The 21,356-nt window shown below is 60.4% G+C and carries 21 protein-coding genes; 6 read left to right on the forward strand and 15 right to left on the reverse strand.

All coding sequences use genetic code 11. The annotated features are described in order from the left end of the window. Positions 1-35: 35 nt before the first annotated feature. The 8 genes from tsaE to FHX05_RS24615 all read right to left on the reverse strand — a co-directional run bounded on the left by tsaE (position 36) and on the right by FHX05_RS24615 (position 9,939). Positions 36-1,547: a tRNA (adenosine(37)-N6)-threonylcarbamoyltransferase complex ATPase subunit type 1 TsaE gene (gene tsaE, locus FHX05_RS24580; RefSeq protein WP_183875095.1), complete on the reverse strand. Its 1,512-nt coding sequence runs from the start codon at positions 1,545-1,547 to the stop codon at positions 36-38. Continuing rightward, positions 1,544-4,123, reverse strand: coding sequence for a PAS domain-containing sensor histidine kinase (locus FHX05_RS24585; RefSeq protein ID WP_183875097.1), 2,580 nt, complete (start codon positions 4,121-4,123; stop codon positions 1,544-1,546). The genes tsaE and FHX05_RS24585 overlap by 4 nt, the downstream gene beginning before the upstream one ends. Positions 4,124-4,440: 317 nt before the next feature. Then, positions 4,441-5,841, reverse strand: coding sequence for an adenosylhomocysteinase (gene ahcY, locus FHX05_RS24590; protein WP_112338580.1), 1,401 nt, complete (start codon positions 5,839-5,841; stop codon positions 4,441-4,443). Between the two features lie 178 nt (positions 5,842-6,019). Then, positions 6,020-6,295: an HPr family phosphocarrier protein gene (locus FHX05_RS24595; protein ID WP_015338201.1), complete on the reverse strand. Its 276-nt coding sequence runs from the start codon at positions 6,293-6,295 to the stop codon at positions 6,020-6,022. 19 nt (positions 6,296-6,314) lie between these two features. Further along, entirely contained in the window at positions 6,315-6,716 is a 402-nt protein-coding gene (locus FHX05_RS24600) for a PTS sugar transporter subunit IIA (RefSeq protein ID WP_015338202.1), read from the reverse strand. Positions 6,717-6,868: 152 nt separating this feature from the next. Next, positions 6,869-7,321, reverse strand: coding sequence for an HPr kinase/phosphorylase (locus FHX05_RS24605; RefSeq protein ID WP_183875099.1), 453 nt, complete (start codon positions 7,319-7,321; stop codon positions 6,869-6,871). A gap of 8 nt (positions 7,322-7,329) precedes the next feature. Further along, on the reverse strand, positions 7,330-9,123 hold the full coding sequence (locus FHX05_RS24610; protein ID WP_183875100.1) for a sensor histidine kinase: 1,794 nt from the start codon (positions 9,121-9,123) through the stop codon (positions 7,330-7,332). Between the two features lie 84 nt (positions 9,124-9,207). Further along, positions 9,208-9,939: a response regulator transcription factor gene (locus FHX05_RS24615; protein WP_210294983.1), complete on the reverse strand. Its 732-nt coding sequence runs from the start codon at positions 9,937-9,939 to the stop codon at positions 9,208-9,210. 350 nt (positions 9,940-10,289) lie between these two features. Here FHX05_RS24615 and FHX05_RS24620 point away from each other — a divergent pair, with 350 nt between their 5' ends. The 3 genes from FHX05_RS24620 (at position 10,290) to FHX05_RS24630 (ending at position 13,350) form a co-directional block, all read left to right on the forward strand. Then, positions 10,290-11,900, forward strand: a complete 1,611-nt coding sequence (locus tag FHX05_RS24620) for a phosphoenolpyruvate carboxykinase (protein ID WP_183875102.1) — start codon at positions 10,290-10,292, stop codon at positions 11,898-11,900. A gap of 118 nt (positions 11,901-12,018) precedes the next feature. After that, the gene (gene arfB, locus FHX05_RS24625; protein ID WP_112607002.1) at positions 12,019-12,453 is read left to right on the forward strand and encodes an alternative ribosome rescue aminoacyl-tRNA hydrolase ArfB; all 435 of its coding nucleotides are present in this window, start codon (positions 12,019-12,021) and stop codon (positions 12,451-12,453) included. Between the two features lie 288 nt (positions 12,454-12,741). Further along, on the forward strand, positions 12,742-13,350 hold the full coding sequence (locus FHX05_RS24630) for an alpha-ketoglutarate-dependent dioxygenase AlkB (RefSeq protein WP_183875104.1): 609 nt from the start codon (positions 12,742-12,744) through the stop codon (positions 13,348-13,350). A 3-nt stretch (positions 13,351-13,353) separates the two neighbouring features. On the opposite strand, the gene coaA is transcribed toward FHX05_RS24630, so the two are convergent. The 7 genes from coaA to hisB are packed head-to-tail and all read right to left on the reverse strand — an operon-like array spanning position 13,354 to position 18,023. Beyond that, on the reverse strand, positions 13,354-14,349 hold the full coding sequence (coaA, locus tag FHX05_RS24635) for a type I pantothenate kinase (protein WP_112400225.1): 996 nt from the start codon (positions 14,347-14,349) through the stop codon (positions 13,354-13,356). 7 nt (positions 14,350-14,356) lie between these two features. Next, positions 14,357-14,671, reverse strand: coding sequence for a phosphoribosyl-ATP diphosphatase (locus FHX05_RS24640; RefSeq protein ID WP_112607006.1), 315 nt, complete (start codon positions 14,669-14,671; stop codon positions 14,357-14,359). Between the two features lie 14 nt (positions 14,672-14,685). After that, the gene (hisF, locus tag FHX05_RS24645; protein ID WP_112607008.1) at positions 14,686-15,474 is read right to left on the reverse strand and encodes an imidazole glycerol phosphate synthase subunit HisF; all 789 of its coding nucleotides are present in this window, start codon (positions 15,472-15,474) and stop codon (positions 14,686-14,688) included. Next, on the reverse strand, positions 15,471-16,214 hold the full coding sequence (hisA, locus tag FHX05_RS24650) for a 1-(5-phosphoribosyl)-5-[(5-phosphoribosylamino)methylideneamino]imidazole-4-carboxamide isomerase (protein WP_183875106.1): 744 nt from the start codon (positions 16,212-16,214) through the stop codon (positions 15,471-15,473). The genes hisF and hisA overlap by 4 nt, the downstream gene beginning before the upstream one ends. Before the next feature lie 25 nt (positions 16,215-16,239). Then, on the reverse strand, positions 16,240-16,890 hold the full coding sequence (gene hisH, locus FHX05_RS24655; RefSeq protein WP_183875108.1) for an imidazole glycerol phosphate synthase subunit HisH: 651 nt from the start codon (positions 16,888-16,890) through the stop codon (positions 16,240-16,242). A 2-nt stretch (positions 16,891-16,892) separates the two neighbouring features. Beyond that, a complete protein-coding gene (locus FHX05_RS24660) occupies positions 16,893-17,390 on the reverse strand; it encodes a DUF2628 domain-containing protein (RefSeq protein WP_183875110.1) in 498 nt (165 codons plus the stop codon). Positions 17,391-17,414: 24 nt separating this feature from the next. After that, positions 17,415-18,023: an imidazoleglycerol-phosphate dehydratase HisB gene (hisB, locus tag FHX05_RS24665; RefSeq protein ID WP_015338215.1), complete on the reverse strand. Its 609-nt coding sequence runs from the start codon at positions 18,021-18,023 to the stop codon at positions 17,415-17,417. A 213-nt stretch (positions 18,024-18,236) separates the two neighbouring features. Here hisB and hslV point away from each other — a divergent pair, with 213 nt between their 5' ends. The 3 genes from hslV to FHX05_RS24680 all read left to right on the forward strand — a co-directional run bounded on the left by hslV (position 18,237) and on the right by FHX05_RS24680 (position 21,239). After that, positions 18,237-18,767 (forward strand): ATP-dependent protease subunit HslV, encoded by a 531-nt coding sequence (hslV, locus tag FHX05_RS24670; RefSeq protein WP_112338568.1) that lies wholly within the window; start codon positions 18,237-18,239, stop codon positions 18,765-18,767. 44 nt (positions 18,768-18,811) lie between these two features. After that, a complete protein-coding gene (gene hslU, locus FHX05_RS24675) occupies positions 18,812-20,122 on the forward strand; it encodes an ATP-dependent protease ATPase subunit HslU (protein WP_075853300.1) in 1,311 nt (436 codons plus the stop codon). Positions 20,123-20,285: 163 nt separating this feature from the next. Further along, positions 20,286-21,239, forward strand: coding sequence for a DUF1402 family protein (locus tag FHX05_RS24680; RefSeq protein WP_112400218.1), 954 nt, complete (start codon positions 20,286-20,288; stop codon positions 21,237-21,239). Positions 21,240-21,356: the final 117 nt, after the last annotated feature.

A 21,356-nucleotide genomic window follows, 5' to 3' on the forward strand; every position in this document is an offset into this window, starting at 1 on the left:
CACAAGGCCGGAAAGCCGTCGCCGGTCTCTGGCCGTTATGCCCGGCCAATCCCGGCCTTCTCGCACCATTCCTTGAGAGGCGCGAGCGCTTCGTGCTCGAAGGCGATGGCGAGATAGGCGAGCGTGCGCGGCATATGCTTCAAATATCCTGGCTTGCCGTCACGCTGTAAGAGCCGCACCCAAAGGCCGGCAAGCTTGCAATTGCGCTGTGCCGACATGATCGCCCAGCTCTTCAGGAATTTCGCCTCGTCGAAGCCGCCCTGGGCGTGACGAAGTGCGAGATAGTCAGCCATCAGCTGATCATGCAGATCGCGCTCGATCGTCACCCGCGCATCCTGCACGAGCGAGGCGACATCGTACGAGGTCGGCCCGATCATCGCATCCTGGAAATCGATGATGCCGACGCGCTTGATACCCTGTTCATGCGCCCGCCAGATGATGTTCGGCGAATGCATGTCGCGCAGCAGCAGGTTCTTTTCCGCGTCGTCGAGCTGATCGATCAGTCTGTCCCAGATCGCCAGATAGTCGGCCCGTTCCTCGTCGCTTGCCGGCGTGCCGCGCTTCCAGGGCAGATGCCAGTCGAGCAGCAGCCGCGCTTCCATCTTCATCGCAGTCCGGTCGAAATCCGGAATGTGATGGATGTGATCCGGCGTGACCGGGATGTCGCGAGGAATGGAAAGGCTGTGCAGATGCGCAAGGCAGGCGACGCTAGCCCGATAACGCTCGGCGATCGGCTTGCCCTCCGCATCGAGCACGCCGTCGGTGCCGAGATCCTCGATCAGAAGAATGCCGAGATTGTAGTCGGCGGCGAAAATTTGAGGGGCGGCGAAGCCATTTTCTCCGAGGATATTGGCGATTGCCACGAAGGGATAAGTATCCCAGGCAAGATGCGCGACTTTTGGATAGGGTTTCCCGTCGAGCACGGGCGGCCCTTCCGGCAGGCGCGGCCAGTCCATCAGGATCACGCGGTCGCTGCCATCGGCAGGATAAAGGGACTCGTAGGCCCGCAGCGAGGCATCGCCGGTGAGGAAACGTCTGGCGGCACTGCGATAGCCGTGTGAATCGAGAAAGGCGCGGATAGCAAGCACGCGCTCAATGCGTGCCATCTGCTTGTCCGGTGCCGTGAGGACGGCGCGCCGTCCTTCGCCCTCATGCGTCAGTTTGAGATCGATGCGTTCCTTCGGCAGCTCGCCTTCGGCCATTTCGGGCCACTCGACAAGGCAGATGCCGGTTTGCAGGGCTTCGTCGAAGCCGAGCTCCGTCAATTCGCTGGGGTCGCCAAGGCGATAGAGATCGAAATGCGAGACCGGGATGCGCAGCTCGTAGGATTGCACGAGGGTAAAGGTCGGGCTCGGCACGTCCAGTTCGGCATCGTCGGCCATGGCGCGCAGCAACGCGCGAGCGAGCGAGGATTTTCCCGCGCCGAGATCGCCCGATAGCGCCAGACAATCGCCGACCTTCAGGGCTAGTGCCAGATCCTCGCCGAGCTGAGCCGTGGCTGCGTCATCTGCGAGGAAGAGGGAAATGCTGCTCTCTGAGGCTGTCATTCTGCTGCGACGGAGTGGGGCAGTTCGGCCGAAGGAATTCGACAGGTGACCGTCGTTCCCTTGCCCGCCTGGCTTTCGATCGAAACCTCGCCCTCATGCAGACTGACGAAGCTTTCGACGATGGAAAGGCCGAGGCCGGCGCCGCTGCGCTTGCCACCCTTGGCGCCGGAGGCGAAGCGGTTGAAAACCGTGTTGATCAAATCCTCCGGGATGCCTGGACCTTTGTCCGAGACAGAGAAGACGAAATCCGTACCTTCGCGTCCGCATTTCAGCGAGATCGTCGATCCCTCGGGCGCGAAATTGGCGGCATTGGTCAGAAGTTTGAGCAGGATCTGCTTCAGTCGCTGCTGGTCGGCGACAATAGAGCCGAGATGCGCTGGCACGGTGATCTCAAGCATCACGCCGCTTTCCTGAAGCCGATCTGCGATCTGCATCGACACTTCGTCGAGCAGGTCGTTGAGCACGATTTCGGAATAATTCAGGCGCATGATGCCGGCATCGACCGTCGCAAGGTCGAGAATGTCGTTGACCAGTGTCAGCAGCACCGAAGAGGAGGTCGAGATATGGTCGATATATTCCGCTTGCCGATCGTTCAGCGAGCCGATGCCCGGCGTCTTCAGGAGGTCGGTGAAGCCGATGATGTTGGTCAGCGGCGAACGCAGCTCGTAGGAGACGTGCTGGACGAAATCGTTCTTTAGCTCGTCGGCCTTCAGCAGCGCTTCATTCTTTTCGGTCAGGGCGCGCTCGGCGCGAACGCTGTCGGTCTTGTTGACGAAGGTCAGCATGGTCTGCGCATTCGGCAGCGGAATGACGGCATAGTCGAGCACGAGATTGGAGTAAAGTTCCAATGTGCCCTGCGATGAGGGCCGCTCGTCGTCGAAACTGGTGATCTGCTCGGCAAACCGCTTCCAGCCATCCGGCCGGTCGTAGGAAGGCGAGCATGCCTCCGCCAGAGCCTGGATATGCGTGCCGGGCTTGGCCTGTGCCTCGGTAATGTTCCAGAGAATGCGAAAGGCGGGGTTCGAGAGCCGAATGCGACCATCGGGGCCGAAAACGGCGACGCCTTCCGAGAGGTGATCGATGGTCTCGCCCTGGACCTTGACCAGCGTGTTGTAGCGCGTTTCAAGATCGACCTGCTCGGTCAGGTTCTCGAAGACCCATGTGGCGCCACCCTGCGGATGCGCGGTCGCGAAAACCTTGAGAATCTGGCCGTTTGGCAGATGCCAGAGATCCGTTTGCGTATCGAGCGCACGATAGACCGAAAGGACGTCGTCCTTCCAGGTCTTCCAGTTCAGCTGTTCCGGCAGCTTCTTGGCGCCGCGCAGCCTGTCCAGGAGCTCGCCGTTGTCGGGTCGTTTCTCGAGGAAAGCAATATCGAGTTCCCACAGCTGGACGAAAGCCTGATTGTAGAATTGCAGCCGCCTGTCGCCATCGAAAATCGCAACCGGTGTCGCCAGATGGTCGAGGGTCTCGGCGTGGCTCTTCAGCGTACGGGCCAGCTCGGCGCGAACCGCTTCTGCTTCGGAAACATCGATCGCAATGCCGGCCGAGCCGTTTGGCGATTTGACGTCGATAACGTCGAAGAAGGTTCGATTGCCGTGTACGACGGTCGAAATCTTGTCGTGGAATGGCGACTCCGGTGTGGCAGCCGCGCGAATGCGTTCGCGAGCCACGGTCGTCAGGAATTCCCGCCCCTCGCGCACCGCTTCATCGGTCGAAACCGCTTCCACGGCCTCGCCATAGGCCTGATTGACCCAGGTGAGCTTGCCTTCCGCGTCGCGCTGCCAGACCGGCAGGTCGATGGCATCGAGCAGATTCTGAAATGCGGAGATCGAGGTCATCAGCCGATCGCGCTCGATCTTCAGCTCGGCGAGTTCGGCACGCAGATTGTTGAGAGCGATGAAGCGGACGAAAGCTCGCCCGCCGGAAATGCGGCCCTGCGCTTCCAGGATTTCGTCGCGGTTGGTTTCGACCACCATATCGAAGCTCTGACCGCTGCTACGCAGCTTGTCGATTGCCTTGTCGAGCTCGCCAGCCGACCATGATTTCAGCCAGCGCCCGAAGGCGAGGAATTCATTGTCCTGCGGCGCGCCCGTCTCGACCGGCAGCTGGCCGAGCAGTTCCGGCCGGGCATTCTGGCCATCCCAGATGACGATCCGGCGGTTCTTGTCGGCAATCAAAGCCTGATACTGGGAAATACGCTGATTGGCATCTGAAAGGGCCGTGCGAATCTCGCGGCTTTCGCTTTCCATATTGCCGCGCTGCCGAACCATCCACATGGTCGAGAGAAGTGCGGCGGAAATCACGCCGATGATAACGGAGAAGACGGCCATTTCCGACGAGGTGAAGAGGCGCATGCTCGTCTGAGCAGCGTCATTGCCCTGCGCAAGAACGGGTCCGGTCAAACCGGTCAACAGGCCGCCGAAAACGCTGAGCTTCAACAATCGGCTCAGGCGAGCGAGCCGGCCCTTGACCTGCTTCGCCCCCGCCGGGAGCCGATGTGCACCGCCCTGCAGCAACAGCGTCGCCGCTCGGCGTAACGCTGGCTGATGCAGGTTGTCTTCCCCTTCAAACATAAGAGGTCTGTCTCCGTCCTTCAGAGCATGATGCCGAAAAGTGTAAGCGGTTTTCGGATGACATCATGCTCTACTCATCTGATTGTGGAGCGGATTCAGATTTTAGGTCGAGCAGACCTAAAATCATCCGGCTCTACTGTGCCGCATCCTGACAAGACATCCCATTTTCATGGCTCCGGGCACGCCCGGTTCGTCACGAATCAAGTGTAAAAACAATACTGCCTAGGAGAATCTGGGGGAAGGGAGCTGGCTAAAAAATAAGCCCCGGCATTTGTCAATGCCAGGGCCACAAGATGTTGTGGATACTGTTTTAATAATCAGTATCTGTAGTGGTCGGACTTGAACGGGCCCTTCGGCGTGACGCCGATATACGATGCCTGCTCTTCCGAAAGCTCCGTCAGCTTCACGCCGAGCTTGGCAAGATGCAGGCGGGCAACCTTCTCGTCGAGGTGCTTCGGCAGGACGTAGACTTCGTTCTTGTACTGGCCGGGCTTGGTGAAGAGCTCGATCTGCGCCAGCGTCTGGTTGGTGAAGGAAGCCGACATCACGAAGGACGGGTGACCGGTGGCGTTGCCAAGATTCAGGAGACGGCCTTCCGAGAGCAGGATGATGCGGTTGCCCTTGGAGAATTCGACCATGTCGACCTGCGGCTTGATGTTCGTCCATTTCTGGTTCCGCAGGGCGGCAACCTGGATTTCGTTATCGAAGTGGCCGATGTTGCCGACGATCGCCATGTCCTTCATCGCACGCATGTGGTCGATGCGGATGACGTCCTTGTTGCCGGTCGTGGTGATGAAGATGTCGGCCGAGGAAACGACGTCCTCGAGCTGAACGACTTCATAGCCGTCCATGGCAGCCTGCAGTGCGCAGATCGGGTCGACTTCCGTGACCTTGACGCGAGCACCGGCCCCGGAGAGCGAAGCGGCAGAACCCTTGCCGACATCGCCATAGCCGCAGACGACGGCGACCTTGCCGGCCATCATGACGTCGGTGGCACGGCGGATACCGTCGACCAGCGATTCCTTGCAGCCGTACTTGTTGTCGAACTTCGACTTGGTGACGCTGTCGTTGACGTTGATGGCCGGGAAGGGCAGAAGGCCCTTTTGGCTGAGCTGGTAGAGGCGGTTGACGCCCGTCGTGGTTTCTTCGGTCACACCCTTGATGGCATCGCGCTGCTTGGTGAACCAGCCAGGCGTTGCCTGAAGGCGCTTCTTGATCTGCGCGAAGAGGATTTCTTCTTCTTCCGAATGCGGGTTGGAGAGCACGTCCTCACCGGCTTCGGCGCGGGCGCCGAGCAGGATGTACATGGTGGCATCGCCGCCATCGTCGAGGATCATGTTGGAAAGACCGCCATCGGCCCACTGGAAGATCTTGTCGGTATAGATCCAATAATCTTCGAGGCTCTCGCCCTTGACGGCAAAGACCGGAACGCCGGATGCGGCGATTGCGGCGGCGGCATGGTCCTGCGTCGAGAAGATGTTGCAGGATGCCCAGCGCACCTGAGCGCCGAGTGCCACCAGCGTCTCGATGAGAACGGCCGTCTGGATCGTCATGTGCAGCGAGCCGGTGATGCGGGCGCCCTTGAGCGGCTGCGCTTCGCCGAATTCGGCGCGGCAGGCCATCAGCCCCGGCATCTCGGTTTCGGCGATCGTGATTTCCTTGCGGCCGAAGTCGGCAAGGCCGATATCCGCGACGATGTAGTCCTTTTCAGTGCTCATGAAGGTCTCCAGCCTGAACGATGCAGTCGCGCCGCGGGCAGACGCCTCGGCCGAATGCAACAAGAATTGCACGCTGACAGCGTGTGGATGATGCCGTGTAGCAGGCTTCAGGGTGGAAATCAATAATGATATAAAGAAGTCTTTATGTCTTTATATCCGCGATAGCAGGCGGAAAAGCCTACATTTCCTCGCCGAACTTGTTGGCGACCAGTTGGTCGAGTGCCTCGAGCGCTTCGGCTGCCTGATTGCCGCTTGCTGCGACAAGCACGCTGCAGCCCGGGCTGGCTGCCAGCATCATCAGGCCCATGATCGAAGTTCCGCCGACCGTGGTGCCGTCTTTTGAAACGGTGATCACGGCGTCGTAGGCTTCGACAGTCTGGACGAATTTCGCGGAGGCACGGGCATGCAGGCCCCGCTTGTTGATGATCAGGAGTTCCCGGGAAAGCTCGGTCATGGGAGCGGTGTTTGCCTCGTTATTTGCCACTGAGCACACGGCTGGCCACGTTGATATATTTGCGCCCGGCCTCTGAGGCCTCCACCAGAGCTCTTTCCATGTTGTTGTCGCCGCGTACGCCCGCGAGCTTGATCAGCATCGGCAAATTGACGCCGGCGATGACCTCGGTATGGCCGCTATTCATGACGGAGATTGCGAGATTGGAAGGAGTGCCGCCGAACATGTCGGTGAGGATGATGACGCCGTGCCCGTCATCGGCGCCGGCAACGGCCTGCAGAATGTCCTGCCGCCGCTTGTCCATGTCGTCTTCGGGACCGATGCATACCGTCTCTATGAACTTCTGCGGACCAACGACATGCTCGACGGCATGCCGAAACTCTTCAGCCAGCTTGCCATGAGTGACAAGCACAAGTCCAATCATGATATTACTGCTCCCATGGCATACGCAAACAGGTGGCCAATATCGCAATGCAGCAATGTCGTCCACCGGTGGGGGGACATCTTGGCGATGAAAAGGCGAAGTGCAAGCTTAAAATATAGGATTTGCATGCCTGTTCGGGCCTAAATGGCCGATTAGCGGAAACTCGCGCCGATTTTCGCTATTATTACGGCCAGCGGATTCGCGGAGGTTGCGGCCAGGCGGATCACGGGCAACCGGATGGAGCGGGTTATATCGACCTGCTCGTCTTCCGGCGGCATCCTTTCCGCCGTGGCCGGATCGACAGGGCGGACGGCGAAGTGCATTTCGCCTTCGGAAATGTAAGGCATCCGGACGATGCCGGTATAGCGGATTTCCATGAGCCCTTCGATGGAGGGCGGGCATTTCGCAATCACGGAGCCACTTTGCTCGCTGATCAGCACCCGGTCGTCGGCAATAAGGCTTGCAGTCAGTCCGAGCGGTTTGGCAGCGGCAAGGCACGAAAAGGCGAGGGCGGATTTGCCGCTGCCCGAAGGACCGAGAAACAGGAGCCCGGTCCTGCCGATGGTGATCGCCGTGGCGTGGATATTGGTCGCTTCGCCGGTCATGCGAGCGCTCACGCCTGTGTCTGGGCGGGAAGCGACAGGATAAACCGTGCCCCGAGCAGCGTCGAGCCATCGCTGTCGACGATATTCTCGGCGCGTAGCGAGCCGCCATGCGCTTCGGCGATCTGCCGGCTGATCGAAAGGCCGAGGCCGGAATTCTGCCCGAAACCTTCGGATTCAGGCCGGTCGGTATAGAAGCGTTCGAAGATGCGGTCGATATTTTCGGCCTGAATGCCGGGACCGTTATCTTCGATATAGATGACGCAACGCGTCCGCGTCCGCGTCAGCCGCACGGTGATCTTGCCGGTTTCCGCCGGGACGAAGGATCGTGCGTTTTCGATGAGATTGGTGACGATCTGACCGATGCGCAGATCGTGACCCTCGACGGAGAAATTCGTCTTGTTGCCCGGCTTGCGGTCGACGACATATTCGATTTCGACGGCCTTCTTGCTGTGTCCGACTTGTCTGGAAATATCGATCATGTCGCGCAGCAGTACTTCCAGATCGAGCGACTTCGCATCCGGGCGCGCAAGTTCGGCGTCAAGGCGCGATGCATCGGAGATATCACTGATCAGGCGGTCGAGGCGGCGCACGTCGTGCTGAATCACGTCCATCAGCCGCTTCTTCGAATCATCGCTCTTGGCGAGCGGCAGCGTTTCGACAGCGCTGCGCAGCGACGTCAACGGGTTTTTCAGCTCGTGGCTGACGTCGGCTGCAAAACTCTCGATGGCATCGATGCGATCATAGAGTGCCGATGTCATGTCGCGCAATGCGATCGACAGGTTGCCGATCTCGTCCTGGCGGGCGGAAAAGTCAGGGATTTCCTCGCGTTCCTTCGCCCCACCGCGGCGCACGCGGATGGCCGCAGCCGAAAGCCGGCGCAGCGGATTGGCGATGGTGGAGGATAAAAGCAGCGAGAGCACGACGTTAACCAGCGTCGCAACGCCAAAGACGCGCATAATGGCAAGACGCTCGGCATGAACGATCTTGTCGATGTCGCCGGCCTGGGTCGAAAGCAGCAAGACACCGAGAACGGCGCGGAAGCGCTGGATCGGCACGGCGACCGAAACGATCAGCTCGCCCTTCTCCGTGGTGCGGACAACAGCACCGCGCACGCCGGTCAGCGCATTCATGACTTCCGGATAGATCGAACCGTCGCCGCCGGGCGCTTCCTTGTAGACAGGCAGGTTACCCGGCTGCAGCATCTTGTTGAGCAGGCCGCTGAACCAGTCGGACCAGCTCTGCTTCTCGTCGTCGACGGGGGGCAGGTCGTAGCGCAGCACTTGACCGCGCGAATAAAGATGGCGGCTGTCGAGCAGCAAGTTGGCATCGGCATCGAAGATGCGGGCGCGGGTGCGTGTCGGCGAGATCAGCCGCGTCAGCACCGGCGCCACCTTTTCCGGATCGATCGGGAATTCGAGATCCTCATCGTTCGGAACGGGCGTGATGCTCTGGCCGGCCTGCAGTTCCAGCAGTTTCTGCGGATCGATGGTGATGGAGTTGGTATCGACCGATGCCGAGGCCGAGACGGCACCGGCGATGATCTCGCCCTGTGTCAAGAGGCTCTCGACGCGGGCATCGATCAGGCCTTCGCGGAACTGGTTGAGGTACAGGATACCGCCGACCAGAACGACGAGGGCGGCCAGATTGAAGAACAGGATGCGCCGCGTCAGGCTCGAAAAGACTGCATTGCCGAAGATGCGGCGGATCAGCACGAAGGGATGAGTCCAGCGCCGGCGCGCGATCCGAGCGCCGCTCAGGCTTTCCGAGTCGTCTATATCCCTGTCCTGCACCAGCTGTGCCAAGCCTACGGCCCTTTCGAAGAACGGGATTCGCGACCCCGTCCGCCTGCTCTTATTCCATCGTCCGCCGTATGGTCCAGTTGACTCTTATGCAGCTTCACGGAAGCGGTAGCCGACGCCATACAGCGTCTCGATCATATCAAAATCGAGGTCGACCATCTTGAATTTCTTGCGCAGCCGCTTGATGTGGCTGTCGATCGTGCGGTCGTCGACATAGACCTGCTCGTCATAGGCCGCATCCATCAGGGCATCGCGGCTCTTGACCACGCCGGGGCGCTGGGCAAGCGAATGCAGGATGAGGAATTCGGTGACGGTGAGCGTCACCGGCTCGCCCTTCCAGGTGCAGGTATGGCGTTCCTGGTCCATGACGAGCTGTCCGCGTTCCAGCGAGCGGGCCTGCTGCGCAGCACCCGGCTTGGCGGCGGTTGCGCCGCCGGCAGCATTTGCGGCTTCGCGAGCGGACGCACGGCGGAGAACGGCCTTGACGCGTTCGACCAGCAGGCGCTGCGAGAACGGCTTGGTGATGAAATCGTCGGCGCCCATCTTCAGGCCGAAGAGTTCGTCGATTTCCTCGTCCTTCGAGGTCAGGAAAATCACTGGTATATCGGATTTCTGGCGCAGGCGGCGCAGAAGCTCCATGCCATCCATGCGAGGCATCTTGATATCGAAGATCGCCAGTTGCGGCGGCCGGGCAAGCAGGCCGTCCAGCGCCGAGGCTCCGTCCGTGTAGGTCTCTACCTTATATCCCTCTGCTTCCAAGGCAATCGAAACGGAAGTCAGGATATTGCGGTCGTCGTCAACGAGCGCGATTGTCAACATGGTGTTCGTCTCCGTCATCAGTGCGCGTCTCCCGGATTTGGAATCCAGCCCAGGCGGTCTGCCAGCTCGGTCGGCGGTAACCTGGCGCGCTTATGGGGATAAAGGTGGAACAAATTGTGGCAAAGATAAAGGGGAGGATTGTTGCGGAGAAAAACCCTTGCGCAAGGGTTGTGTGACGTAACGTCCCGCGGCCCGCTATTCAAACGATTTAAAATTGTGGAAATTTATTTAAATCGATTAAATAACTGATATCATTAAATATTTCTCACGGCAGGCTCTTGTGCTTTTAAAAAGACCCCTCTACGCTTTAGATAATTCTAACGGCCAAGCCCCTTGTAGAGGAAAAAGTGATGGAGCAATTCGGCGTCCGCAATCCCGCGACTGAACTGGGATCGATCGGCCTGGGAGCCGCCGCCAGTGTGCGTTACAACCTCATGGAAGCCCATCTTTACGAAGAGGCGATTCGCCGTTGCGAAGCCGATCTGACCGCCGACGGCGCGCTCAGGGCCTTGACCGGACAGCACACCGGCCGTTCGCCGAAGGACAAGTTCGTGGTGCGCAACGCCACCACCGAAGACCAGATCTGGTGGGACAACAACAAGCCGATGTCGCCGGAGCATTTCGCGCTGCTGCACGAGGACATGCTGGCCCATGCCCGCGGCAAGGACCTGTTCGTGCAGGATCTGATCGGCGGTGCCGATGCCGAATATGCTCTGCCGACGCGTGTCATCACCGAATTCGCCTGGCATTCGCTGTTCATCCGCAACCTGCTGATCCGCCCCGATCGCTCTGAGCTCGAAAGCTTCGTACCGCAGCTGACGATCATCGACCTGCCAAGCTTCCGCGCCGATCCCGAGCGCCATGGTTGCCGCACCGAAACGGTCATCGCCTGCGACTTCGTCAATGGCATTGTCCTGATCGGCGGCACCTCCTATGCCGGCGAGATGAAGAAATCGGTATTCACGGCGCTGAACTACATGCTGCCCGAGCGCGGCGTCATGCCGATGCACTGCTCGGCCAATGTCGGCCCTGAAGGCGATGCCGCGATCTTCTTCGGCCTGTCGGGCACTGGCAAGACAACGCTGTCGGCTGATCCCACCCGTACGCTGATTGGCGACGACGAGCATGGCTGGGGCGAAAACGGCATCTTCAACTTCGAAGGCGGCTGCTATGCCAAGACCATCCGCCTTTCGGCAGAAGCCGAGCCGGAAATCTATGCCACGACGCGCCGTTTCGGCACGGTGCTGGAAAATGTCGTGCTCGACGAGCATGGCCGGCCGGATCTCGACGATGGCTCGCTGACGGAAAACACCCGCAGCGCCTACCCGCTGCATTTCATCCCGAATGCCTCGGAATCCGGTATCACCGGTCATCCCGAGACGATCATCATGCTGACAGCGGACGCTTTCGGCGTCATGCCGCCGATCGCCAAGCTGACACCGGATCAGGCGATGTACCACTTCCTGTCCGGCTACACCGCCAAGGTCGCCGGCACCGAAAAGGGCGTCGTCGAGCCGGAAGCGACCTTCTCGACCTGCTTCGGCGCTCCCTTCATGCCGCGCCATCCGGCCGAATACGGCAATCTCCTCAAGGAGCTGATCGCCCGCCACGGCGCTCGTTGCTGGCTGGTTAACACTGGCTGGACCGGCGGCGCTTACGGCACCGGACGCCGTATGCCGATCAAGGCGACGCGCGCGCTGCTGGCGGCCGCCCTGAAGGGCGATCTCGACAATGTCGAATTCCGCATCGATGCGAATTTCGGCTTTGCGGTTCCGGTGGCCGTCGAAGGTGTCGATACGGCCATTCTAGACCCGCGCTCCACCTGGGTCGATGGCGAAGCCTATGATGCACAGGCCAAGAAGCTGGTGCAGATGTTCGTCACCAACTTCGCCAAGTTCGAGGATCATGTGGACGGCAACGTCCGCGATGCGGCACCGGGAATCCGCGTCGCAGCCGAATAAACATCCAGAACGGGAATGACTCACGTGAAACCCGGCGACTAGTTCGCCGGGTTTCATTTTGTCTGGCAGTGGTTTTCAACCGCAATGCAATGTGGGATAGACAGGCGCGGAGAAAATCATGGCCAGCGACGCGCTTTACATTAACGACCGGATCACCATTGCCGGCTGGGAACTGACGGAACAATTCGTTCTGGCGGGCGGTCCTGGCGGTCAAAACGTCAACAAGGTCGCGACCGCGGTCCAGCTTTTCTTCAATCTCCAGAATTCTCCCGCGTTGACCGAGCGCGTCAAGGCGAATGCGATCCGGCTCGCCGGCCGTCGGGTTTCCAAGGAAGGCGTTCTGATGATCGAGGCCAGCCGCTTCCGCAGCCAGGACCGCAATCGCGAGGACGCCCGCGAGCGGCTGAAGGAACTGATCCTCGAAGCCGCCGCCCCGCCGCCGCCGCCGCGGCGAAAGACCAAGCCGACAAAGGGATCGATCGAGCGCCGGCTGAAGGAGAAATCCGGCCGCTCCGAGGTCAAGAAGATGCGCGGCAAGGTCGGCGGCGACTAGATTTGGTTTTCGGGCTGCAGTTTTGGCTTGGCTGGGTAAAATTGTAGCTTGTCGGGCGAGTTCAGTTTTGTGGACGCTGTCTGCCCGGCCCCTCATCCTAGCCTTCTCCCCGCATGCGGGGAGAAGGGACGACACAGCGAAACAACAAGACTCTCAGTTGCGGCGGCTGGCTTGAGGCAGGGTAAACCCCCTCGCCCCGCTTGCGGGGAGAGGGCGGGGGTGAGGGGCCAGGCACAATAGCGCGGCAATGATATGCTCACCTGATCAGCACCATTGCAGGAAACCAAAATGCTGCTCCCCAACGGAATTCGCCATCTCCCCGGATATCTCGACCGCCCTACCCAGGAAGCGCTCGTCCAGACGATTCGCAGCATCGTGGCAGAGGCGCCGCTTTACACACCGGTCATGCCGGGTACCGGCAAGGAGATGTCCGTGCGCATGACCAATTGCGGTTCGCTCGGCTGGGTGACGGACAAGCAGCGCGGCTATCGCTATCAGCCGACCCATCCGGTCACCGGTCGCCCGTGGCCGCCCATGCCGCCGCAATTGCTCGATCTCTGGCGCGATATAGCTGGCTATGAAAAGCCGCCGGAAGCCTGCCTCGTCAATTTCTATGGCGACGATGCCCGCATGGGCCTGCATCAGGATCGCGACGAACAGGATCTCAAGGCGCCCGTGCTATCGGTCTCGCTCGGCAATACCTGCCTCTTTCGGGTCGGAGGTCTCAACCGCAATGATCGCACGCTATCCTTCAAGCTTGCAAGCGGCGATATTGTCGTTCTCGGCGGCGAGGGCAGGCTATGCTTCCACGGCGTCGATCGCATCTATCCGGCAACGTCGACATTGCTGAAGAATGGTGGACGTATCAATCTGACGTTACGGCGTGTTCAGCCCTGAGCCTCAGAGCTTTCTGAGCGCCACCTGCTCGATTAGATGATTCTTGCCCTTCTGCAGGATGAGATCGGCGCGCGGCCGCGTCGGCAGAATGTTCTGGCGCAGGTTCTTGAGATTGATGTTCTTCCAGAGCCCCTCGGCGATCGCCAGCGCCTCTTCCTCGCTGATCGAGGCATAGCGATGGAAGAAGGAGTTGGGATCGCGGAAGGCGGTCTCGCGCAACCGCATGAAACGGGCGACATACCAGTTGTGGATGAGTTCTTCGTCGGCATCGATATAGATGGAGAAATCGAAGAAATCCGAGACCATCGGCACGATCTTGCCGTCGGCCGGCAGATGCCGCGATTGCAGCACGTTGATGCCCTCGAAGATCAGGATATCCGGGCGGTCGACCGTCTTGAATTCATTCGGCAGCACGTCGTAGACGAGGTGCGAATAGGAAGGCGCCTGCACATTCGGCTGGCCGGCCTTGATCGCCGAGAGGAAACGCAGCAGTGCTGCGGTATCGTAGCTTTCCGGAAAGCCCTTGCGCTGCATCAGGTTGCGGCGCTGCAATTCGGCGTTCGGATAGAGAAAGCCGTCCGTGGTGACCAGATCGACCTTCGGGCTCGACGGCCAGCGGCCCAGCAATTCCTTGAGGATACGAGCTGTCGTGGACTTGCCGACCGCGACCGAACCGGCGATGCCGATGACGAAGGGCGTCTTGGCGATATCGGAGAGGCTGAGGAAGCGGTTGCGCTGCTCGAACAGGATCTGCGAGGATTCCACATGCGAGGACAAAAGCCGCGACAGCGACAGATAGATGCGCCTGACTTCGTCAAGATCGATCGGGTCGCCCATGGAGCGCAGTCGCTTCACTTCGTCTGATGTCAGCGTCAGCGGCGTGTCGGCCCGGAATTTCGCCCATTCTTCCGAGGAAAAGAAGTAGTACGGCGAATAGGCCTTCGCCTCGAAAATATCGAGTGTCTCGGGCGCGGGCTCGCTCTTGGTCGCTATTGTCATCGCGTTCTTACCGGCTGGCCTTTTCCTGAAGGCCGGATTGGGCGGTGCGCCTTTCGAGCTCACCCATGACATTCTCTAACGGAATGCCGGCAATCTTCAATACGACTAAAAGATGATATAGCAGATCGGCCGCCTCGTAGGCGAGGTTGTCGCGATCGTTGGTGACCGCGGCCATCACGGCTTCGATCGCTTCTTCGCCCAGTTTCTTCGCTGCCTTCGGCTGGCCGGCGGCGAAAAGCTTCGCCGTCCAGGATTCGTCCGGCGAAGCCTTGGAGCGTTCCTCGATGATTCGTTCGAGGTCGGAAAGGGTAAATCCGCTCATTGGTCCGCTGTCTCCTAATCCAGCCGCATCGGAATGCCGCGCTCGGCCATATAGCGCTTTGCCTCGCCCACCGAATAGGTGCCGAAGTGGAAGATCGAAGCGGCAAGCACCGCCGTCGCATGGCCTTCCTTGACGCCGGCAACGAGGTCGTCGAGATCGCCGACGCCGCCTGAGGCGATAACCGGCACGCGCACCGCATCGGCAATCGCCCGTGTCAGCTCCAGATCGTAGCCGACCTTGGTGCCGTCGCGGTCCATGGAGGTGACGAGCAGCTCGCCGGCACCGCGCTCGACCATCTTGCGGGCAAAATCGACGGCATCGATGCCGGTCGCAATGCGGCCGCCGTGGGTGTAGATTTCCCAGGCGCTCAGATTGTCGCCGCCGAGCGCCTCGGTCCGGCGTCGCTTGGCATCGATGGATACCACGATGCACTGGTTGCCGAACTTGTCGGCCGCTTCAGCCACGAAATCGGGATTGTTGACCGCCGCCGAGTTGATCGAAACCTTGTCGGCGCCGCAGAGCAGCAGCTTGCGGATATCGGCAATGGTGCGCACGCCGCCGCCGACCGTAACGGGCATAAAGCACTGCTCGGCGGTGCGGGCGACAACATCGAAAATGGTGTCGCGATTGTCGGAAGAGGCCGTGATGTCGAGGAAGCATAGCTCGTCAGCACCGGCGGCGTCATAGGCCTTGGCAGCCTCGACCGGATCGCCGGCATCGATAAGATTGACGAAGTTGACGCCCTTGACGACGCGGCCGTCCTTGACGTCGAGGCAGGGGATGACGCGGGCTTTCAGGGTCATTGCGCTGCCTCCTTGGCCTGCTTGATCAGCGCCAGTGCTTCTTTCGGATCGATCCGGCCATCATAAAGCGCGCGGCCGGAAATCGCACCTTCCAGTTTGCGGGCGTCCGGCTGGATCATGCGCTTGATATCGACGAGCGAGGCAAGCCCACCGGAAGCGATGACGGGGATGGAAACGGCATCGGCCAGTTCCAGCGTCGAGTCCCAGTTGATGCCGGTCAAAATGCCGTCGCGGTCGATGTCGGTGTAGATGATCGCGGCAACGCCGACACCTTCGAATTTCTTGGCGAGTTCGATGACGCCGAGTTCGGAGGCTTCGGCCCAGCCCTCAACCGCCACCTTGCCGCCCTTGGCATCGATGCCGACAGCAATATGGCCCGGATAACGCCGGCAGGCTTCGACGACAAGCGCTGGATCGCGCACTGCCACGGTGCCGAGGATAACGCGGGCAAGCCCGCGCGACAGCCAGTTTTCGATGTGGTCGAGCGTGCGGATACCGCCGCCGAGCTGCACCGGGTTCTTCGTCGCCTTAAGAATGGCATCGACGGCGGCGCCGTTGACGGTCTCGCCAGCGAAGGCGCCGTTGAGATCGACGACATGTAGCCATTCGAAGCCCTGGTCTTCAAAGGCTTTCGCCTGGGCACCGGGATCGGGGTTGTAGACGGTCGCCTGCTCCATGTCGCCGAGCTTGAGGCGCACGCATTGGCCGTCTTTTAGGTCGATAGCAGGAAAAAGAATCATGATGTCTGTCCTTGAAGCGCGAGCCTTATGGCTTCCAGCGCAGGAAATTTGCGATCAGGGCAAGGCCGAGCTTCTGGCTCTTTTCCGGATGGAACTGCGAGCCCGCCATATTGTCGCGACCGACGAAGGCGGTCATCGCGCCGCCATAGCTTGTGGTTGCGATGACATCGTCGCCGTGGTCGGCGGCCAGATGGTAGGAATGTACGAAATAGGCGTGCAGGCCGTCAGGCCCCGTGGGTATGCCGTCGAAGAGCGCGTGCGGGTGGCGGAGATCCAGCGTATTCCAGCCGATCTGCGGGACTTTCAGGTTGGGATCGCTCGGCGTCATTTCCTTGACGTCACCCTTGATCCAGCCGAAGCCTTTCGTGATCGTCTTTTCCAGCCCGCGCGACGACATCAGCTGCATGCCGACGCAGATGCCAAGGAAGGGGCGGGCCTTGTGTTCCACGACGTCGGCGACGGCTTCTGCCATGCCGGGCACGGCATCGAGGCCATGCCGGCAATCGGCATAGGCGCCGACGCCGGGAAGCACGATGCGGTCGGCGGTAGCAACGCGCTCGGCATCATCGGTCAGGTCGATCTCTGCGTCGATGCCTGCCTCGCGGGCAGCCCGTTCGAAAGCCTTGGTGGCCGAGCGCAGATTGCCGGAACCATAGTCGATAATCGCGACCCGCATGGTCAGCGTCCTCCGTCATAGCCGGGAAGGCCGAAGCTCGGGCCTGGGCGGCTGGTATTGGTGTTTTTGGCCGGGATATCCCAATTTTCGGAACGGATATTCCGGTTTGGCTGCTGCTCAAGTTCGGAAAAGTGGATTTGCTCCGCAGTTGCCAGATCAGGCGCCGAGACGAGATTTTCCACTTTCCAGCCGCGGCCGATGAGACGATCGCTGATCGCATGCGGGCCTTCTAGAGCGACAAGAACATGCACGCCAAGCAGAAGTGCTGCCCCCGCGGCGAAAAAGCCCGGCTGGCGTATCAGTTCCAGCGCAATACCCTGCAGCAGAACGACGGCGATCGCGTGCAGCCAAAGCCGATGGAAGAGCATCCAGAGCGTCGGAAACAGGAAAGCCGTCCATGAAAAGCCGTCGCGGATGAATCGTGTTTCGTCGCGATACCGATCCGATGCTTCGGATCGGTTCGTCGCTCCAGGCGGAGTCAAAATCAGATAGCTTGCCATTTCCTCAATTCCCCAGTTCGGGGCTCAGGCGAGCGTGCCTTTCGTCGAGGGCACCCGGCCTGCCTGCCGCGGATCGATCTCGGTTGCGGTACGCAATGCGCGCGCAACGGCCTTGAAGCATGTCTCGGCTATATGGTGATTGTTGGCGCCATAATGGTTGAGGATATGCAAGGTGATGCCGGCATTCTGCGCCAGCGCCTGGAAGAATTCGCGCACCAGTTCGGTATCGAAGGTGCCGATCTTCGGCGCGCTGAACGAGACGTTCCAGACGAGGAAGGGCCGGCCCGAGAGATCGACGGCCGCCTTCGTCATGGTCTCGTCCATGGCGAGGTCGATCGAAGCGTAGCGCGTGATGCCGCGCCGGTCGCCCAGCGCCTTGGCAATCGCCTGGCCGATCGCGATGCCGGTATCCTCGACGGCATGATGATCGTCGACATGCAGGTCGCCCTTGGTGTCGATCTCCATGTCGATCAGCGAATGTCGCGACAGCTGTTCCAGCATATGGTCGAAGAAGCCGACACCCGTCGAAATCGTCGATTTGCCGCTGCCGTCGATGTTGACGGAAACGGAGACCGAGGTCTCGTTGGTCTTGCGGGAAACGCTTGCCGTGCGGCTCGCTGCGGTCTCTGCCATGGGCTGCTCCATCGGAATACGGCCGTTCCTTATCAGGCGTATCGGGAAATATCCAGAAGTTACGCAAGGGCCTTACGCGTTTAGCCGGCTTGCCGCCATTATTCGGGCGCGGTTGCCATTTGCAATCGCCAAAACCCCTCTTACATAGGTGCTGACGGGGCCGATACGCGGCCCGGCAGAAAGCCCGCCGAAACGGGGGCAAACAGGTGTTAAATGACGACAATCGTGACTATTCGCAAGGACGGCAAGGTCGTGATGGCTGGCGATGGCCAGGTCAGCCTTGGCCAGACCGTAATGAAGGGCAATGCGCGCAAGGTTCGCCGCATCGGCAAGGGCGATGTAATCGCCGGTTTCGCCGGCGCGACTGCCGATGCCTTCACGCTGCTCGAACGGCTTGAAAAGAAGCTCGAACAATATCCCGGCCAACTGATGCGCGCCGCCGTCGAGCTCGCCAAGGACTGGCGCACCGACAAATATCTGCGCAATCTCGAAGCCATGATGCTGGTTGCCGACAAGAACATAACGCTCGCCATCACCGGCAACGGCGATGTGCTTGAGCCCGAACACGGCGCCATGGCAATCGGCTCCGGCGGCAATTTCGCGCTCGCTGCTGCCCGTGCGCTGATGGATAGCGACAAATCGGCTGAAGACGTCGCCCGCCGCGCCCTCGATATCGCCGCCGACATTTGCGTCTACACGAACCACAATGTGGTCGTCGAAACGCTCGATGCCGAAGCCCAATAAGTTCCTCTCTTGATAGTTTCCAGCCCTGATAGGGAACATACGAAATGACCACTTTTTCCCCCCGCGAGATCGTTTCCGAGCTCGATCGCTATATTGTCGGCCAACATGAGGCCAAGCGCGCCGTGGCGATTGCGCTGCGCAACCGCTGGCGTCGCCAACAGCTCGAGCCTGAGCTGCGCGACGAAGTCATGCCCAAGAACATTTTGATGATCGGTCCCACCGGCGTCGGCAAGACGGAAATCTCCCGCCGCCTTGCGAAGCTCGCGGGCGCCCCCTTCATCAAGGTCGAAGCCACCAAGTTCACCGAGGTCGGCTATGTCGGCCGCGATGTCGAGCAGATCGTCCGCGATCTCGTCGAAGTCGGCATCGGTTTGGTGCGCGAAAAGAAGCGCGCCGAGGTGCAAGCCAAGGCGCATATGAGCGCCGAAGAGCGCGTGCTCGATGCGCTGGTTGGCGCCACCGCCTCGCCGGCAACGCGCGACAGCTTCCGCAAGAAGCTGCGCGACGGCCAGCTTGACGACAAGGAAATTGATATCGAGGTGGCCGATACCGGCTCCGGCATGCCCGGCGGCTTCGAGATCCCCGGCATGCCCGGCGCCAATATCGGCGTACTCAACCTCTCCGAAATGTTCGGCAAGGCCATGGGCGGCCGCACGAAGAAGGTGCGCACGACGGTCAAGGATTCCTACAAGGAGCTGATCCGTGACGAGTCCGACAAGCTGATCGACAATGAGGCGATCCAGCGCGAAGCCGTGCAATCCGCCGAAAATGACGGCATCGTCTTCCTCGACGAGATCGACAAGATCGCCGCCCGCGATGGCGGCATGGGTGCCGGCGTCTCCCGCGAAGGCGTGCAGCGCGACCTGCTGCCGCTGGTCGAAGGCACGACGGTGTCGACGAAGTATGGCCCGGTCAAGACCGACCATATCCTCTTCATCGCCTCCGGTGCCTTCCATGTCTCGAAGCCTTCGGATCTTCTGCCGGAGTTGCAGGGCCGCCTGCCGATCCGCGTCGAGCTCCGGCCGCTGACCAAGGAAGACTTCCGCCGCATCCTCACCGAGCCGCAGGCAAGCCTCATCCGCCAGTACAAGGCACTGATGGAAACGGAAGACCTGAAGCTCGACTTCACGGATGACGCGATCGACGCTCTCGCCGATGTCGCCGTGCATCTGAATTCGACCGTCGAGAATATCGGCGCCCGCCGCCTGCAGACGGTCATGGAGCGGGTGCTCGACGAGATCTCCTACAACGCCTCGGATCGCGCCGGGGTATCGATAACCATCGATGCCGCCTATGTCCGCGAGCATGTCGGTGACCTCGCCACCAACACCGATCTGTCCCGCTTCATTCTGTAAGCGGGCCGGCAGAAGCGATTTAAGACAGTAAACACTCGACAGCGGGCCGTTAACTTTTTAGTTAGGGGCCCGTTTCTTTGTGTCGCGTGGCTTTATTCGGCCAAGATTATCCGTCAGGCAACCGCACGGAAACATCGGTTTAAACTTCGACAGGACAGCCATCTTGCGACGGATACTGATCACTCTTCTTCTGGCAGTTGTCAGCCTTTCCTGGATACCAGCCTATGCGGAGGCGGCGACCGCGGTGCCCCCGGGCAACCGCAATGCCGAGCAGCCGCCGGTTCCCGGCGCTTCGGTCCGGCGGACCCGCGGCACGAATTCGAGCTTTGAGCGCAAGTATCAGAAAGTCCGCGAATTACTGGCGACCGATACGAAGCTGATGGCAAAGATCAAGTCGACAGCGCGGGCCTATGGTATCGAGCCCATCCACATCATCGGCGCGCTCGTCGGCGAGCATACCTACAATGTCGATGCTTATGATGGCCTGCAGTCCTATTACGTCAAGGCTGCCTCCTATGCCGGCCAGAGCTTCCGCTTTGCCTATAATGGCGAAAACGTCGATGATTTCGTTGCGCGGCCGCAATTCGATGCCTGCAAGGGCAAGAGCGATTCCTACAGCCTCTGGACCTGCCGTGAGGATGTCTGGGAAGATGACTTCCGCGGCAAGACCGTCGGCGGCACATCCTATCCCGACAATCGTTTCAGCGCGGTCTTCTTCCAGCCCTTCTATGCCGGTCAGACTTTCGGCCTCGGCCAAGTCAATCCGCTGACGGCCCTTGAGCTATCGGATCTCGTCAGCCGCACCTCGGGCATCCCGAAGCTCAGCGAGAAGGATGCGGGCGGCGTCTACAAGGCGATCATGGACCCGGACCTGTCGCTGGCCTTCGTCGCGGCTTCGATCCGCAAGTCGATCGATGACTATCGCTCGATCGCCGGCATGGATATCTCAGGCAATCCCGGCATCACGGCGACGCTTTATAATCTCGGCAACTCCCGCAAGCGCGCCGCAGCCCTTGCCGCCAAGAACCGCGGCTCCTCGCAGCCGGTCTGGCCCGAAGAAAATTACTATGGCTGGCTCATCAATGATAAGCTGAGCGATCTGAAGTCGCTTTTGTAAGCACTCAGCGCGACGTTTTATCGTCTGGATTTGGCAGGCGGCGTTCCCCATATCGAACGGGTACGCAGCTCCCGCTGTGTTTGTTACGGCAATCGCCGGATTTCGAGGAGAGTTGAT

Origin of the sequence: Rhizobium sp. BK491, from assembly GCF_014194925.1 — a bacterium.
Lineage (GTDB): Bacteria > Pseudomonadota > Alphaproteobacteria > Rhizobiales > Rhizobiaceae > Rhizobium.